A 15,013-nucleotide genomic window follows, 5' to 3' on the forward strand; every position below is an offset into this window, starting at 1 on the left:
TAACACTTAAGCTTGTTGGTCCGCTTTGGCCAACAGCGGATAGCGACTATCGGGGTAATATGAGTACACGCCTAACGCTTCTGCTTTGTCCCCAAACGCGGGATGCATTTGCGGGTGCGCAGCACGCCTGATGTCGTCATCTGCGAGCCCAGCACTTCCTTGATTTGTCCGGCCGGGCACGTTCCGTCGTCGACGAGGATGCGCTGACCGAGCCGCAGATCGACGATATTCCGCTCGTTGGGGACGACCTGCTGCGCGGCGGCAGGTGAGGCGAGCAGGCACAAGGCAAGGCTGGCAGAAACCGCAAGTGCTGGAGCCGTCACGGCCTTCGTGATTGCCAAATTGTCCTCCCTCACTTGCTCTGAATCTTCAGCCCGTCGGGGCCGAGATTGATCTGCACGCCCTCGGGCTGTTTTTTGGCCTGATAGAGATTGTAGCTGAGCACGCCGACCGCAACGACCAGCACGCCGATGACGAGATACAGGACGTTGCGATTGCCGGGCATCCGGTGTCTCCAGCGTGATGATTCACTGCATTTAGCGGATACGGCGGCGATTCTCCTAGAGCGCTGAGTTAGTGCGCGGGTCGGGATCGGGCCGACGCCGGCCTTCGCGATTTGCCGGTTCCGCCGCTGTCCGGCTTCCGGTTGGCCCGCATCGCCGCCAGCGATGCCTTGGCCAGTTTTTCGGCCGACGCTTTCAATTGCGGAAGCGGGTGGCCGGCAAATCCCAGCACAAATCCCGGCAGCGGCCGGGCGCGCGCATAGGTGTCCGCCAGCAGCCAGCCTTCGACGCCGGCCGCGGATTTGGCGTGGGCTGCAACCTGCGCGTCGACCGACGGATCAAACCGCGCCACCAGATGCAGGCCCTGCGACGGCACCGGCACGGAGAGGCGGCCTTCCGAAGCCGACGACAATGTCGAGGCCAGCACGTCGCGGGCCTCGCGGTAGAGGGTGCGCACCCTGCGCAGATTGGCAGCGAACGCGCCGGAATTCAGCATATCAGCGACAGCGCCTTCCAGCAGCGTGCCGGGAAAGCGGTCGAGCGCGGCGCGCGCCGTCGTCACCGGTCCGATCAGCTTCTCGGGCAGCGCGCAATAGCCGATGCGCAGGCCGGGAAACAACGTCTTTGAAAACGTGCCCATGTAGATCACGCGCTGCAAATGATCGATGCCGGCAAGCGACAACAATGGCGCGCCGTCATACCTGAACTCGCTGTCGTAATCGTCTTCCAGCACGAAGGCATCGGCGTCCCTGGCCCAATCCAGCAGTTCGAGCCGGCGGCTCATCGACATCTGCACGCCGAGTGGAAACTGGTGCGAGGGCGTCACATAGGCCGCGCGCGCCGAGGGCGCTGATGTGCGGCCCTTGGCGACGATCAGGCCCGATGCGTCGACCGGCACCGGGGCCGGGCGGTAGCCGCAATGCTCGATGGCGCGCCGCGCAGCGGGATAGCCGGGGTCCTCGCACCAGACCTGATCGGCCGGTTTCAGAATGGCGCTGAGCACGATGCGCAGGGCGTGCTGGGTTCCCGAGGCCAGCATGATCTGGTCCGGATCGCAGCGCAGCCCGCGGGCTGACAACAGGTGATCGGCGATGGCGGTGCGAAGTTCGCGGCTGCCGCGGGGATCGCCGTAATGCAGGTGGTCGGTGCCGAAGGCGCGCATCCGCCGCCCGACAAAGGACCGGAAGCGCTGCAGGGCCCGGTCGTCGATATGCGTGCAGCCGAGCGACAGGGTGCCTTGCGGCGGCGTCTCGATGACGATCCTGGCCTTGCTGGCGCCGCTCACCTGCGCGGGGATGCGCGCGGCGACGAAAGTGCCCGAGCCGACAATCGCGACAGCAAACCCGTCTGCGATCAGCCGCTCATAGGCCGTCGTCACCGCGTTGCGGCGAAAGCCGGTCTGGCTGGCGAGCGTGCGCGAAGGCGGCAGCGGTTCGCCGGGCTTGACGATGCCGCTGACGATGGCGTGGCAGAGCGCCTGATAGAGCCGGTGCGGCGAAGAGGCCCGCGGCGTCACATGCGGCCCGGAAAGGTCGAGCGGCAGCTCGGTCTTCCGCGGCGGCGCAGGAGAATTGGTCGGAATTTTTCGCATGGAATTGGCACTATCGCAGACCAAATTCGCCGGTACAACTATTCTAATCGTGACCAATCCCTGACCAACCCTTGCAGGAGCTGCCGTGACCGAAAGCGTAACCACCGACTCGTATGCCGTGTCGCCGCGCAACCGGGTGAAGCGCATGCATGAGCGCGGCCGCTACGATCACGCAACGGTCCACAGCCTGCTGGACGCTTCGATGCTGTGTCACGTCTCCTACGTGATCGACGGCCAGCCCTATTGCACGCCGACGTTCTTCTGGCGGGAAGGCAGCAGGCTGTACTGGCACGGCAGCAGCGCCAGCCGCATGCTGGAGAACCAGTCGGACGGGCAGAGGGTGTGTCTGACGGTTGCGCATCTCGACAGCCTGGTGCTGGCACGGTGCGGCTTCAACCATTCGGCGGACTACCGCGCCGTGATGGCTTTCGGCACCGCCTACATCGTCACCGACCCGGACGAGAAAGCGCGCGCGCTGGTTGCGATGGTCGACCGGTTCTTTCCCGATCGTACCGCTTCCTTGAGGCAAAGCACGAAGCAGGAAATCAAGGCCAGCGCTGTGATTGCGATGGAGATCGAGCAGGCGTCTGCCAAGGTCCGCACCAAGGGCGTCGCCGACGATGACGAGGACTACGCGCTGCCGATCTACGCCGAGCGCATTCCGGTCCGCACCGTGATCGGCGCGCCGGAACCCTGTCCGCGGCTGTTGGACGGCGTCCGGCGGCCGCAATCGCTGCGTGTGTACTCGGAAGGCCGTCTGCTCGATGATGCCTTGCAGGAGGCCCATCTTCTGCATTACCCCGTCGGCTGAGATCGGGTTAGTGTGCCCGCTCGTTCGAACCTGTGAACTGGAGCCGGCCGCATGACCACCGATACGCAACAAAGAATCCTCGACGCCGTCGATGCCGGCTTTGATGACCAGTTGGCGGTCACCAGCGACTTTGTCGCGATCCCATCGACCCGCGGTGCAGAGGGGCCGTGCCAGGACATGATCGGCGATCTCCTGCGCGCCCGTGGTTATGAAGTCGATGACTGGCATATCGACGTCGAGGATTTGAAGGATTTGCGCGGCTTCGGGCCGATCGAGCATGATTTTTCCAAGGCGCGCACCGTGGTCGGCACCTACCGTCCGCCGACCAATGGCGGCAAATCGCTGATCCTGCAGGGACACTGCGACGTGGTGCCGGCCGGCCCGCTCGACATGTGGGAGACACCGCCGTTCTCGCCCGTGATCAAGGACGGCAAGATGTATGGCCGTGGCGCCTGCGACATGAAGTCGGGCACCATCGGCGCGCTCTATGCGCTCGATGCAATCAAGGCCGCCGGGCTGCGGCCGACCGCGCGGATTCACTTTCAGTCGGTGATCGAGGAGGAGAGCACCGGCGTCGGCGCGCTCTCGACCCTGCAGCGCGGCTACCGCGCCGATGCCTGCTTCATTCCCGAGCCGACCAACGGCAAGATGGTGCGCTCGCAGGTCGGTGTGATCTGGTTCCGGCTGAAGGTGCGCGGTATTCCCGTGCATGTGGCGCAAGCAGGTTCCGGCTCGAATGCGATCATGGCGGCCTATCATCTGGTTCACGCGATCGGCAAGCTCGAGGCCGAATGGAACGAGCGCGCCAAGTCCGATCCGCATTTCAAGACGCTGACGCACCCGATCAACTTCAACCCCGGCATCATCAAGGGCGGCGACTGGGCCTCCAGCGTGCCGGCGTGGTGCGACGTCGATTGCCGCATCGCCGTGCTGCCGGGCTGGTCGATCAAGGATTGCCAGAAGGAGATCCTGGCCTGCGTCTCCGCGGCCTCGCGCGACCACCGCTTCCTCTCCAACAATCCGCCCGAGGTGGAATGGTCCGGCTTCCTTTCGGAAGGCTACGAATTGAAGGACTCCGCCGCGCCGGAAGCGGCGTTTGGCAAGGCCTTTGGCGCGGTCTATGGCGGCAAGGTCGAGGACCTCGTCTTCACGGCTCTGACCGATACCCGGTTCTATGGCCTGAACTACAACATCCCGAGCCTGTGCTTCGGCGCCAGCGGCGCGGCGATCCACGGCTTTAATGAATATGTCGACCTGGATTCGCTGCGAAAATCGACCAAGGCCACCGCGTTGTTCATCGCGGAATGGTGCGGGGTGGAGAAGGTGTAGCCGTCTTGTTTTGACGCGTTTTCTTCACGCGAACCGGTATCCACTTCGCTGGAAAACGCTCTATGGCTTTGCTTTGAAGCTTTCGACCATCGCTCGAAATTCCGGCAAGGCCTCGTCGAATCGCTCCGGCGGCGCCATGCCCAGCAGGACAAAGGGGCGTCCCGACGGATAGAGCGCGACGACCAAATAGCGGAGCGGGCGGCCACCGGGCCCTTTGCCCTCTGCAAGATATTCGAAGCCGGTCATGTTCGACGTCGTGAGCGGTCTGGTGCTCAGGATTTTCTGGTCGGTGATTGTTTTCGAGTTGAGAAATTGCAGCTCTCCGAAGCGCTGCTGATCAGAGGGCGCAATGGTGGCTTCGGTGGCGAGACTGACGATGAAGCCGACGTCGTCCAGCTTCCCCTCCGGCGGAGGCGGCGTTTCTTTCAGCAACAGGCCCCTGCCGGCCAGGGGCTTGCGGTAAGTGAAGCGCGCTGTCGGCTCGATCGAGAACGGCAGGGCGGCGATCGGATCGCCCGAGGCCGTCGCATTGATCCGGACGCTGGCAAGTGCGGCGCGGATCACGGCATCCGACAGCTGCTTTGGCGCAGGCTTGGCGATCGAGACGGTCAACATTCCGGTCATGTCGGGGCCGTTGATGACCATCAGCCATTTGTCAAAAACCTGATTGCCGGCGCGCTGCTCCGCACGCACGGTGATCTGCTCGTAAGGAACCCCCTCGATCGTCTCCGTCGACAGCAGGCGCATCCCTCGCTTGGCCATCGCTTCCGCTGTGAGACCGTTACGGAACTGGGTGAACGCGACCGGAGGGAATTCCGCCAACAGGATCGATGCATGGTGCGCCTGATCCTGAAAGCCTGTGAATGTCGTGGCGACGACAAAGCCCTTCGGCGGCGCGAGACCGATGCGACTGCCCGGTGGCGTAACTGGATCGGCAGCGTTCGCGAGGCCGGCGAAGAGGCCGCCGGCCAGAGCCAGGCCGAAAGCAAGATGTCGCTTCGCTGTCGATAGTAGCCACATGCTTGCACAACCCTCTCTACGTCACGTTCAACACGATGTTACCGAGATCGTTTGTTCCAGAAGTGATCGCGCCGGTTCAATGTCGGCTGTCAGCTTTGCTGTGGCCACAGCGCCTTCACGATCGCATCCAGCCCGTCCGTCAGCGCCGCCGGTCCCGGCTGCAGGATCAGCGGCGATTTGATCTCGACGATGCGGTTGTTGCGCACTGCCGGAATGTCGCTCCAGCCCGGACGTTGCCTGATCCGCTCGGGCACGACCTTCTTGCCGCACCATGAGGCCAGGATCACGTCGGGCGCGGTGTCGCGCACCGTATCTGATGAAATGATGCGGTCCTTGGCGGCCTGCTGAAACCGCAGCTTTGGCAGCACGTCTTCGCCGCCGGCAATCTCGATCAGTTCGGACACCCAGCCGATGCCGCTGATGATGGGATCGTCCCACTCCTCGAAATAGACTCTTGGTTTGGGCGAGGCGCGGGGCGTCGCGGCAATCGTGGCGAGGCGCTGTTCAAAGCTGGTGGCGAGCTGATCGGCGCGATCCGCGGCACCGACCAGTGCGCCGAGCGTTCGGATCATCGCGAAAATGCCGGCGACGTCGCGCTGGTTGAAGACATGGATGGCGACGCCTGATCGCACGAGGTCGGCGACGATGTCGGCCTGCAGGTCGGAGAAAGCGAGCACCAGATCCGGTTGCAACGCCAGGACCTTCGGAATGTCTGCCGAAATGAACGCCGATACCCGCGGCTTCTCGCGGCGCACCTGCGGCGGCCGCACCGCATAGCCGGAGACGCCGACGATGCGGTCCTGCTCGCCGAGCAGATACAGCGTCTCCACGGTCTCTTCGGTGAGGCAGACGATCCGGCGGGGCGGGAACTGGCGCATCGGGACCATATGCAGAATTACCGGCCTCTTGTCACGGTACCATTACCTCCGAGGTCATTGCCTGATTTACCTGGCTCCTTCATGCTTGCTGCGGAACTGCTTGAAAGAAATACGGGAGGACGCATGACGCTGCTGGAAAAAATCCAATCGATGAAGATGCCGTTTGCGGAATTGAAAGGCGTGACCTTTGTCGAGGCCGAGAAGGACCGTGTGGTCGCGAAGATGCTGGTGCGCCCCGAGCTCTGCACCTTGCGCAGCACGATTCACGGTGGCGCAGTGATGGCATTTGCAGATTCGGTTGGCGCGGCCGCGACCGTCATCAATCTGCCTGAAGATGCCAAGGGCACCACCACGATCGAGAGCAAGACCAATTTCATTGGCGGTGCCAAGGAAGGCAGCACGGTGATTGCGACCGCGACCCCGGTGCACCGGGGCCGGCGCACCCAGGTCTGGCAGACCCGGCTTGAGACCGAGGACGGCAAGCTGGTCGCGATCGTCACCCAGACCCAGATGGTGCTGTAGGCGCGCGGACAGTGCCCGCTACGCGGCATCCGTGGGCACGGCGTTGAGCATCCCGGTTTGCGGATGACAATCCAGATACTCAAAGAAGGCTTCGTCGGCCCGCGCCACCGTGACCTCGTGATAGAGCCGCAGCTTCGCGGCAGGGCCCAAGGTCGACAGATATTTCATCGCGGCGCCAAAAATCCGAACATGAGTCGGATGCGATTCCGCCCATCGCTCCAGGGCGGCGAGGCTCTTCCACCAGCTCATGCCGTAGGATTTTTCGGTGCGTGTGCCGTCGGTCGCGACCACCGTCATGTAGCGGTTGGCGTAACAGCCGATCGAGCGGCCGTCATCGCGCAGGAAGTCCATGCCTTCCCGCAACACCGGCTCGACGTCCTCGAGGTACATTTTGCGTTCGGAGGCTTCGGTATCGCCCCAATCCTGGCCCGATCGGATCAGGCAGACATTGTCTGAAGGAATGACCCTGATGCGGGCGCCATCACGGACAGCGGTGATGTTTCCTGATGGCGCCATCTCGCTGGTTTGGGATTTGGGAATGCGATCGCGCATGCCGCCCCAATAGGCGTGCTCCTGAATCTCGCCGCTCATGCCGTCGGCGAGAACCGCGACCCCTTCGGGTCTTCCGAGGGACGAGAACAGGGTCTCATAGCCTTCCACGCCGGGATGCAGCACCTCGATGAACGTGCCCACACCGCCGGCGTTTCGCCGCTCGCCGGTCCAGCCCTCGCGCACCGCCGGGAACCAGCCGTCGAATTTTGTGTGATCGTCCCAATAGGCCACGGTGACGACATTGGTGAAACCGGCTTCGTCGATATAGCGGGCGCGGTCCCAATGCGTCGGGCCGCCAGTCTGCTTGAAAGCGGCGGCGATCCACGCCAGCGCCTGCTCCGCAGCTTCGAAGGGCTCGCCGCGGGTCTGGACGCCGAAATAGGCCATCACCACCCGCGCCACGCTTGGCTTGTGCCGCGCCACGAACGACGGGTAGGGCGGCGCGTAGTCGTCGGGGACGCGGCGGTGGCGCGTACGGACGCTTTTCAGATGCTCCGGGATCGCGGATTCCATGGCTGGCTCCTCGTAGCTGGCAGAACCATTTGCAGGTCGTCAGGCCTGAAGCCTGATTTCGCTCATGACCTCGGCATCGACCGGTAAGGTAAAATGCTCGACGCGGTTGGCGCGAGAGGTGTTGAGCAGCAGCCGGGTGACATCAGGCCGGGAATAATGTCCGGCGGGATCAGCGGCGTTCTTCGCCACCCCGATCATGCCGAGATCGATATCGGCATAGAGAATGCCTTCCTGGTCCGGCGGCAGTTTTTCGGCGAGCGAACTGCCGTCCGGCCCGTAGATCACCGCATGGCCGCCGCCGGCATGCAGGAACGCGTGCTTCTCGGGGGAGTCGCAGAGCTCGTCGATCATGGCCTGCGAGACCACGGCGCAGGGAGCGAGGACGAAGCATGAGCCCTCGACCGCGTAGATCTTGCTCGCGGCGTTGTTGACCTCATGGCCAAGCGCGTGCGCGAACGGGTCGTACAGCGAGAAGCTCGGCCAGGCGCCGACATGAACCTGCTCGTTCTGGGCGTACATCGCGTATTTCGACAGCGGCTGCAGATGTTCCCAGCAGCACAAGGCCCCGAGCCGGCCGACATCGGCGCGATCATGGACGGCGAGGTCGCTGCCGTCGCCTTCGCCGAACACGGTGCGTTCGGCATGGGTCGGCCGCAGCTTGCGGCGCCTGGCGATGGTCTCGCCGTCGGGCCCGATCAGCCATTGCGCGATGTAGAGGCTGCCGCCGGCCCGTTCGGAGAGGCCGAGGACCGCGGTCAGCTTGGCGCGCTTCACGGCGTTGCGGATCTTGTCCGCCTGTGGGCTGTCATAGGCCAGCGAGTTGTCGAAATAGCGCTGCACAAAGCCGCGGCCGATCGCCCAGGCGGGCGCGCCGAGCCAGATCTGCCATGGATATCCGGGAATGAAGGTTTCGGGAAACGCGATCAGTTTTGCACCCTGGCCGGCAGCCTGTTCGATCAGCGCGATCGTCTTGTCCACGGTCGCATCGAGATCGAGGAAGACCGGCGCCGCCTGAACCACCGCTACCTTGTACTTCTGGTGCACGAGACCCATCGAAATCATCCTTCTGCGTTGGGAGATAAGGCAATCGCTGGGTCGAAAGCCTACGGCGCCCCTGGCCGTGGCGCTTGTCCGTGGCAGAACGAAAACTTGTCTTAACTTGCAATTGTCCGCCGCAAGGCGGAGAGCGCGGGCGCGTCGCCGCAGGCGGGCGTTGTGCCGCCGCGGGAGGCCGGACCGATCGGAGGAGAATTTATTGCGTCGGGCGGTCGCGCCATTCGCGCGGCGAGGCGCCGTACCTCTGCCTGAAGATTCGGCTGAAATGGGCGAGGTCGTTGAAGCCCCACGCGTATGCGATGTCGCTGATGTGCCGGGCCGCATGCGCCGGGTCCGACAGGTCGCGCTTGCATCGCTCCAGGCGCTGCTTCTGAACGTAGCTGCGGAACGAGTGCTGCTCGTCGGCCATCAGATCGCTGGCATAGCGCGGCGAGATTCCGGTGGCCGCGGCAACCTGCGAGATCGACAGGTCGGGATCGCTCAGGTGCGTCAGTATGTAATTCTTGAGCCGATAAAGCAGCGCAGAGCGGTGAAACGACTGGTCCGACGAACGCGCATGCATCCGATCGGCGAAGGCCATGGCAATGAGATCCAGTCCCTGATCCAGGAGGCGGGATGCAGTGGCGGGATCGACGTGGTCGACGACCTTGCTGGTGCTGACCAGAAACTCGTAGGCCAGGCCTTCCAGGGGACGACTACTGCAGAAGGTGGTCGCGGTCAGCGCGTCGAATGCGCCGATGCGTTGCTGCAGAAGTTTTCGCGGCATCTGCAGGATCGTCTGCGAAAAACTGTCATCGAAGCGCAGTTCGTAGGGGCGGGTGGTGTCGTAAATGACGAACTGTCCCGCGGAGACGACGGCATCGCGGCCGTCCTGGTACACGCCGTTGACGCCGTGGTTGCCCAGCGCGAGCAGTACGTAATCCTCGCTTGCGCGTGCGATCCGGGATGGCGTGCGGAACACCCGCTGGGCGCAGGAATCGACGCGGGTAAACGTCGCGCGGCCGATCGCGGATTGCGAAACCGCGCCCCAAAACCCCTCCCGCATATCGGAGTGGCAATCGAGACCGACAAAGGTATCGCAGACGATGTCCTGCCAGACCGCAAGGCGTCGATCCGGAACTGAAGAACTCGTGTCGAGCACGACAGCCACGATGGCACCTCCGCGAACCGGCGTAAGTGTGAGCCAAAGCCCGGCTCAAATCCAGTGTGTGCAAAGAGCTTGCCGGGCGCGGCGACTGGCGTTGATTTGGTTACCAAATTGTTAAGCGGAGAATGGCTTTTTATTAGGCATTTGAAGGGGTTGAACTTCATATTGCGACGCACAATATAGGTGGTCTAGGGATTCGACGCCTCCTCGAGGGCTACCACGAGGAGTTATGACTATGAACTACCATACTACCGTTCCGAGCCGCGCCAAGAGTACGGTCAAGGGCACCGTTCGGATTCTAAGCCAGCAAGAGGAATTGCCGCTTCTGCGCGATCACCTTTTGCGGCTCGACCGCACCAGCCGCCATGATCGCTTTCATGGCTTCATGGACGACAGCTTCATCGAACGCTACGCCGAAAAATGCGCCAACGACGGCACGGTCATCATCGCCTATTTTGAGGATGGCGTGGTGCGTGGCGCCGCCGAACTGCATCCGCCGGAGCAATCGCCTGACGCACTGCCGGAGATCGCCTTCAGCGTGGAGAGCTCGGTACGGCGCAAGGGCGTTGGCAGCATCCTGTTCAGGAATCTGATCGCGGAGGCGCGGGCCAAAGGATACAAGAGCCTGCGGATCACCACCGGCGCGCAGAACGAAGCGATGCGGGCGCTCGCCAACAAGTTTGGCGCTCACCTGACATTCCGCTACGGCGAATCCACCGGCAGCATCGATCTGGCCAAGCAAAACCAGCCGGAAGCGGCGCCGTCCGCAATGGCGACGACGCTCGAGGCGGCACGGGCGATTACGAACTTCAATCGTGCCTATTGGGCCATGATGCTGAGAATGTCCGGCTGGGGCCGGACGGCCTGACCGGAAGGCCCATAGACCAGGGGCAATTCGCGGATCTGCTCGATCGCGCGAATTGCCCGGGGGCTCTAGATTCTTGTTTTGACGCGTTTTCTTGACGCGAACCGGTATCCACTTCGCTGGAAAACGCTCTAGGTTCTTCAGGAATGGACTTCAGGTACCGGTGCGCTTGTCGTTACCGAAGCGCCTGATCACCTTGCGTTCGACCACAACCGAGCGCTGGGCGCCTTGCTCACCCGTGATGACGCGGGTGGCGGACCGCGCAACAGCGCGACCGGTCTTCTTCACCTCGACCAGCACTTCTTCGAGCGGTAGCCCCATCAGCGCTGCGGCGATTTCCGCCTGCTGCTGCTGATCGTCGGTAATGCCGACGGCGGCGAAGATTGCTTCCTCCAGCGTCGGCGGATCGCGCCGTACGCGCCGGGTGCCATATTTCGTGTTCCAGTCTTCGCTCATCGGGGCCTCGCATCTGATGCGGAGATACCTAAGGGCCCTTATGTTGCATTGCAATATGAATTTGGCGTGGCATTACAGCCATGCACCTACAATTTCTCCAGTCTGGTAGCGTCGTACAGTTCGATGGACGTGGCGGCCGCAGCCAGCGACTGCAGCGACTTGACGAAGTCGCGCGAGGCCGGGACCGCGAAATGGTTAAGCAGCGCCGTGCGGTCGGCCCATTGCTCGAAAAACACCAGCCGCAGCGGGTTTTCGCAATCGACATGCACGGCGTGCGAGATGCACCCGGGTTCGCCGCGCGAACGATGGACATGCTCGAGGCTCAGGCGGCGGACCTCGTCGAAACTGTCCTGGCGCGCCGTCACACTGCCGGTAACCACGATCATGTTGTCCTCCCGTTTTCACCGTCCTTGTCAGGACTACTCGGCGGCGGTCAGATCCAGCGGTTGTTGCGGCCAGCGCTTGAGCGCGGCGTGTCCGGCATCGGTCAGGACGTAAATGCCGCGCTCGGCGCGATCGAACCAGCCATAGACATTGTGCAGTAAAATCTTGCCGGCGTCCGGCATATCGATCCGCAAATCCTTCACGCGCCGCGGGCCACCCGAAAGTGCCGCAGCACAGGCCAGCGCCTGCTGGCGATAGGCCGTCATGATCGGCGCCCGCGTAGAGCCGCCCATCGCCGGATCGCCCTTGCGCCGCTCGTGCTCCCTGATCAGCCGCGAGCGCTTCTTGGGATTGCGGCGAGGGGCTGTCGTGGAGGGTTTGACGATCACCTCGACATCGCCGGTGTTGGTGACCGCGAGCATGCCAAAGCCGAGCCGACGACAGAGGTTGCGATAGCGGGCGTCGCTTTCGCGGCCCTTGCCGCGTGCCGACAATTTGGCCGCGAGCCACACCTCGTCACAAGCGCCCGCGCGATCGACCGCCTGCAGGATCAGTTCGAGATTGAATGTGAGCTTCAATTCCCCGATCACCACGACCGGCGGATCGTCGCCGCTGAGCGCCACCAGGTCGCAGCCGCCGATCTCGCCCTTGACCGTGAAGCCGAGCTTTTCAAGGAAGCGTTTGACGGGCAGGTAAAGCGCGGTTTCCAACGACAGGCTCCGGCGGCAACGCGGCCGCGACTCAATGCCCATAGCCTAGCCGGTATTTGGTCAAATCGCTCGGGCGCGGCGAATCTGGAAAAGCAAGCTCGTCACCACCGGATTCACCGGACCTTCGCTGAATCCGTCGAAAATGGCCCGTTGCAGACCCATACCCGCCGCGTAGACTGATCTCACCATGCGCCAGCACATCGGATATGTTTCGCTTCTTGTTCGCGACTACGATGAAGCCATCTCCTACTTCACCGAACGGCTGGGCTTTGGGTTGGTCCAGGACACCGATCTCGGCAGCGGCAAAAGGTGGGTCCTGATTGCTCCACCGGGCTCTCTGGAGACCCGCATCCTGCTCGCGAAAGCGATCCCACCGGACCAAACGAAACACGTTGGCGATCAAGCAGGCGGGCGCGTGTTTCTCTTCTTGCACACAGACGATTTCTGGCGCGACTACGAAGCCTATCGCTCAAAAGGCGTGCTGTTTCGGGAGGAACCGCGCGTCGAGCCGTACGGAACGGTTGCGGTCTTTGATGATCTCTACGGAAATCGCTGGGATTTGTTGCAGCTGACGCGATAAGCCGCAATAGCCTCGTCTGCAATCGCATCGAGCTTGCCATCACGCGCGTCGCGTTCGATCGCTGCGTCGAACCGGTCGGCGTCGAATGCTTCGAACCACGCGCGAAACCGCGCAAGCTCCCCCGGGGGAGTCGCTCGACGGCTTTTTCGATGTCCTCGGCGGTTGTCATCCCAGCAATATAACATCCGAAAAGGCGAGGAAGCCCGACTTGGGCCGATTTAAACCCGCCCGCTCACCGGCAGCAGCGCGCCGGTGACGGCGGAGGCGGCGTCGCTGGCGAGGAACAGGATCACGTCGGCCAGTTCTGTTGGCCTTACCCATTTGCTGAAATCGGCTTTCGGCATGCTGGCGCGATTGGCTGCGGTGTCGATGATCGACGGCAGCACGGCGTTGACCGTGATTTTGCCCTTGTATTCGGCGGCGAGGGCTTCGGTCAGGCGATGCACGCCGGCCTTGGACGCCGCATAGGCGCCCATGCCGGCGCCCGCCTGCAGCGCGCCAAGCGCGCCGACATTGACGATCCGCCCAGTGCCGGACGCGGTCAGATACGGGATCGCCGCGCGCGAGGCGTTGAGCGCGGTCGTGACGTTGAGCGCGTACATGCGCTGCCACGTCTTCGGATCGCCCTCAATGACCGTCTCGAACGCAAAACCGCCGGCGATGTTGATCAGTGCGTCGAGCCTGCCGAAATGCGACACCGCGGCGTCGATGGCCTTCTTCGCCGCCGCCGCATCGGTCAGGTCGACACCGCCGAGTTCGAACTGGTTTGATGTCGCCGGTACCTGCGTCGGCGCGTGGTCTACGCTTGCGACCCTGGCGCCGGCCGCCAGCGCCTGGTCAACGACGATGCTGCCGAGCGCGCCGAGGGCGCCGGTCACGACAATGACTTTTCCATCCATAATGGGGCCTCCGCGGGCCGATAAAAGGGAGCACACACTAGCGCCGGCAGTTTTTCATTTGCAATGCGGCGAATTTCGCATCCAAATGCGGGTGTCCAACAAAATATTCCCGCTGAGGGTGATGAAATGAACGACGTGTCACGTACCGGCGATCCGGACGTCGCCAACTTCAAATACAAATTGCCGCATCTGACGGCGGCGCTCCAGCGTCCGGAAAAGATCAAGATCGTGGCGATCGGATCGTCATCGACGGCGGGCGTTGCACCGGTCGCGCCTTACCCGCCTCGTCTGGAAATGCTGTTGCGGCAGAAATTTGCGCGGCGCACGATCGATGTGTTCAACCGCGGTGTCAGCGGCGAAGAGGCGCCGAAAGAGTTAGAGCGGTTTCGATCCGACGTGTTCGATGAGGCGCCCGCTCTGGTAATCTGGCAGGTGGGTACCAACGCAATCTTTCATGACATGGATCGCAGGGAGGTCGCCAGCACCATCGAGAGCGGGTTAAGACAACTCGCCGACTTGTCGGCGGATGTGATCCTGATGGACCTGCAATACACCAGGGCTATGACCGACAAGCTCAAGGCATCGGAAGAAATGGTGGCGTTCATCGCCGCAGCCGCTGAGACCGCGAAGGTCAACGTCTTTCAACGCTTCGCCCTGATGCGACGCTGGGTCGAGGACAAGATCCCGATCAGTGCCATGGAAGACGGTGCCGACAATCATCTTCACGTCAGCGAGTGGGCGACCGGTTGCTTGGCAGAAGCCCTGAGCGATGCGATCGAGCGGGCCGTGAAGGCGGCGGGTACTACGTAAGAATACGGATCAAGGCCGATCGCTAAAATTTGCCTGACTTGCGCAAGTCGATTGCAGGTTCCATTGCCTACAAGGGGAGTCCAATTTAGGCAGGGGCATCACGATGGGATCTCTACCCGATCACGGTTTACCGCTTGTTCAGCTTAAGGAGCAGCGGCGGGACTTGGTGGTCGCGCTGCAAAACCGCAACGGTCCGATCAAGGACTGGGAGCTGATGCAGATTGCGGCGATCCAGCAGGCGATCCAGGCGTTCGAGGACGTCATCGCCGATCTCGATGCTGAAATGGAAATGGAAGCCGCGGCCTGAGCGACCGCGAGACACACTCGTGCTGACGCACGGCAAGTCGGCCGCGCCGATCGTTTCGATGCGGCGGTGAAACACGATCA

Annotated in this window: 19 protein-coding genes; 7 read left to right on the plus strand and 12 right to left on the minus strand. The window is 62.9% G+C overall.

Annotation, left to right across the window (positions count from 1 at the left end):
- Nucleotides 1-71: 71 nt before the first annotated feature.
- From JQ641_RS05000 to pdxR, 3 genes are all read right to left on the minus strand, one after another.
- Nucleotides 72-341, minus strand: a complete 270-nt coding sequence (locus JQ641_RS05000; RefSeq protein ID WP_211994727.1) for a DUF6719 family protein — start codon at nucleotides 339-341, stop codon at nucleotides 72-74.
- A gap of 11 nt (nucleotides 342-352) precedes the next feature.
- Nucleotides 353-505, minus strand: a complete 153-nt coding sequence (locus JQ641_RS05005; protein ID WP_211994728.1) for a hypothetical protein — start codon at nucleotides 503-505, stop codon at nucleotides 353-355.
- Nucleotides 506-573: 68 nt separating this feature from the next.
- Nucleotides 574-2,094, minus strand: a complete 1,521-nt coding sequence (pdxR, locus tag JQ641_RS05010) for a MocR-like pyridoxine biosynthesis transcription factor PdxR (protein WP_211994729.1) — start codon at nucleotides 2,092-2,094, stop codon at nucleotides 574-576.
- Nucleotides 2,095-2,179: 85 nt separating this feature from the next.
- Between pdxR and JQ641_RS05015 the strand changes: the two genes are divergently transcribed.
- Both JQ641_RS05015 and JQ641_RS05020 read left to right on the plus strand, forming a co-directional pair.
- Nucleotides 2,180-2,905 (plus strand): pyridoxamine 5'-phosphate oxidase family protein, encoded by a 726-nt coding sequence (locus JQ641_RS05015; protein WP_211994730.1) that lies wholly within the window; start codon nucleotides 2,180-2,182, stop codon nucleotides 2,903-2,905.
- Nucleotides 2,906-2,956: 51 nt separating this feature from the next.
- Entirely contained in the window at nucleotides 2,957-4,234 is a 1,278-nt protein-coding gene (locus JQ641_RS05020; RefSeq protein ID WP_211994731.1) for an ArgE/DapE family deacylase, read from the plus strand.
- Nucleotides 4,235-4,294: 60 nt separating this feature from the next.
- Here JQ641_RS05020 and JQ641_RS05025 read toward each other — a convergent pair whose 3' ends face one another.
- Nucleotides 4,295-5,254: a hypothetical protein gene (locus tag JQ641_RS05025; protein WP_211994732.1), complete on the minus strand. Its 960-nt coding sequence runs from the start codon at nucleotides 5,252-5,254 to the stop codon at nucleotides 4,295-4,297.
- 89 nt (nucleotides 5,255-5,343) lie between these two features.
- Nucleotides 5,344-6,132 (minus strand): cobalamin-binding protein, encoded by a 789-nt coding sequence (locus JQ641_RS05030; protein ID WP_211994733.1) that lies wholly within the window; start codon nucleotides 6,130-6,132, stop codon nucleotides 5,344-5,346.
- 123 nt (nucleotides 6,133-6,255) lie between these two features.
- Between JQ641_RS05030 and JQ641_RS05035 the strand changes: the two genes are divergently transcribed.
- The gene (locus JQ641_RS05035) at nucleotides 6,256-6,654 is read left to right on the plus strand and encodes a PaaI family thioesterase (RefSeq protein WP_211994734.1); all 399 of its coding nucleotides are present in this window, start codon (nucleotides 6,256-6,258) and stop codon (nucleotides 6,652-6,654) included.
- 18 nt (nucleotides 6,655-6,672) lie between these two features.
- Here the strand turns inward: JQ641_RS05035 and JQ641_RS05040 are convergent, their stop codons facing one another.
- From JQ641_RS05040 to JQ641_RS05050, 3 genes are all read right to left on the minus strand, one after another.
- Complete coding sequence (locus JQ641_RS05040; protein ID WP_211994735.1) at nucleotides 6,673-7,719, minus strand: phenylacetaldoxime dehydratase family protein; 1,047 nt, start codon at nucleotides 7,717-7,719, stop codon at nucleotides 6,673-6,675.
- Between the two features lie 39 nt (nucleotides 7,720-7,758).
- Nucleotides 7,759-8,772 carry a carbon-nitrogen hydrolase family protein gene (locus tag JQ641_RS05045; protein WP_211994737.1) on the minus strand — a complete coding sequence of 338 codons (1,014 nt, stop codon included), beginning with the start codon at nucleotides 8,770-8,772 and terminating at the stop codon, nucleotides 7,759-7,761.
- 199 nt (nucleotides 8,773-8,971) lie between these two features.
- The gene (locus JQ641_RS05050) at nucleotides 8,972-9,925 is read right to left on the minus strand and encodes an AraC-like ligand-binding domain-containing protein (RefSeq protein ID WP_349628504.1); all 954 of its coding nucleotides are present in this window, start codon (nucleotides 9,923-9,925) and stop codon (nucleotides 8,972-8,974) included.
- A gap of 232 nt (nucleotides 9,926-10,157) precedes the next feature.
- Here JQ641_RS05050 and JQ641_RS05055 point away from each other — a divergent pair, with 232 nt between their 5' ends.
- The gene (locus tag JQ641_RS05055; protein ID WP_211994740.1) at nucleotides 10,158-10,790 is read left to right on the plus strand and encodes a GNAT family N-acetyltransferase; all 633 of its coding nucleotides are present in this window, start codon (nucleotides 10,158-10,160) and stop codon (nucleotides 10,788-10,790) included.
- A 150-nt stretch (nucleotides 10,791-10,940) separates the two neighbouring features.
- On the opposite strand, the gene JQ641_RS05060 is transcribed toward JQ641_RS05055, so the two are convergent.
- The 3 genes from JQ641_RS05060 to JQ641_RS05070 form a co-directional block, all read right to left on the minus strand.
- Nucleotides 10,941-11,243 carry a hypothetical protein gene (locus JQ641_RS05060; protein ID WP_211994742.1) on the minus strand — a complete coding sequence of 101 codons (303 nt, stop codon included), beginning with the start codon at nucleotides 11,241-11,243 and terminating at the stop codon, nucleotides 10,941-10,943.
- A gap of 86 nt (nucleotides 11,244-11,329) precedes the next feature.
- Entirely contained in the window at nucleotides 11,330-11,629 is a 300-nt protein-coding gene (locus tag JQ641_RS05065) for a putative quinol monooxygenase (protein WP_211994744.1), read from the minus strand.
- 33 nt (nucleotides 11,630-11,662) lie between these two features.
- Nucleotides 11,663-12,337, minus strand: a complete 675-nt coding sequence (locus JQ641_RS05070; RefSeq protein WP_211994746.1) for a DUF2161 domain-containing phosphodiesterase — start codon at nucleotides 12,335-12,337, stop codon at nucleotides 11,663-11,665.
- A 187-nt stretch (nucleotides 12,338-12,524) separates the two neighbouring features.
- Between JQ641_RS05070 and JQ641_RS05075 the strand changes: the two genes are divergently transcribed.
- Entirely contained in the window at nucleotides 12,525-12,917 is a 393-nt protein-coding gene (locus tag JQ641_RS05075; RefSeq protein ID WP_211994747.1) for a VOC family protein, read from the plus strand.
- A 218-nt stretch (nucleotides 12,918-13,135) separates the two neighbouring features.
- Here the strand turns inward: JQ641_RS05075 and fabG are convergent, their stop codons facing one another.
- Nucleotides 13,136-13,816 carry a 3-oxoacyl-ACP reductase FabG gene (fabG, locus tag JQ641_RS05080; RefSeq protein ID WP_211994748.1) on the minus strand — a complete coding sequence of 227 codons (681 nt, stop codon included), beginning with the start codon at nucleotides 13,814-13,816 and terminating at the stop codon, nucleotides 13,136-13,138.
- A gap of 63 nt (nucleotides 13,817-13,879) precedes the next feature.
- Between fabG and JQ641_RS05085 the strand changes: the two genes are divergently transcribed.
- Both JQ641_RS05085 and JQ641_RS05090 read left to right on the plus strand, forming a co-directional pair.
- Nucleotides 13,880-14,626: an SGNH/GDSL hydrolase family protein gene (locus tag JQ641_RS05085; protein WP_211994749.1), complete on the plus strand. Its 747-nt coding sequence runs from the start codon at nucleotides 13,880-13,882 to the stop codon at nucleotides 14,624-14,626.
- A gap of 166 nt (nucleotides 14,627-14,792) precedes the next feature.
- A complete protein-coding gene (locus tag JQ641_RS05090) occupies nucleotides 14,793-14,933 on the plus strand; it encodes a hypothetical protein (RefSeq protein WP_249135235.1) in 141 nt (46 codons plus the stop codon).
- The last annotated feature ends 80 nt before the right edge of the window (nucleotides 14,934-15,013 follow it).

This window comes from Bradyrhizobium sp. JYMT SZCCT0180 (assembly GCF_018130165.1).
GTDB lineage: Bacteria > Pseudomonadota > Alphaproteobacteria > Rhizobiales > Xanthobacteraceae > Bradyrhizobium.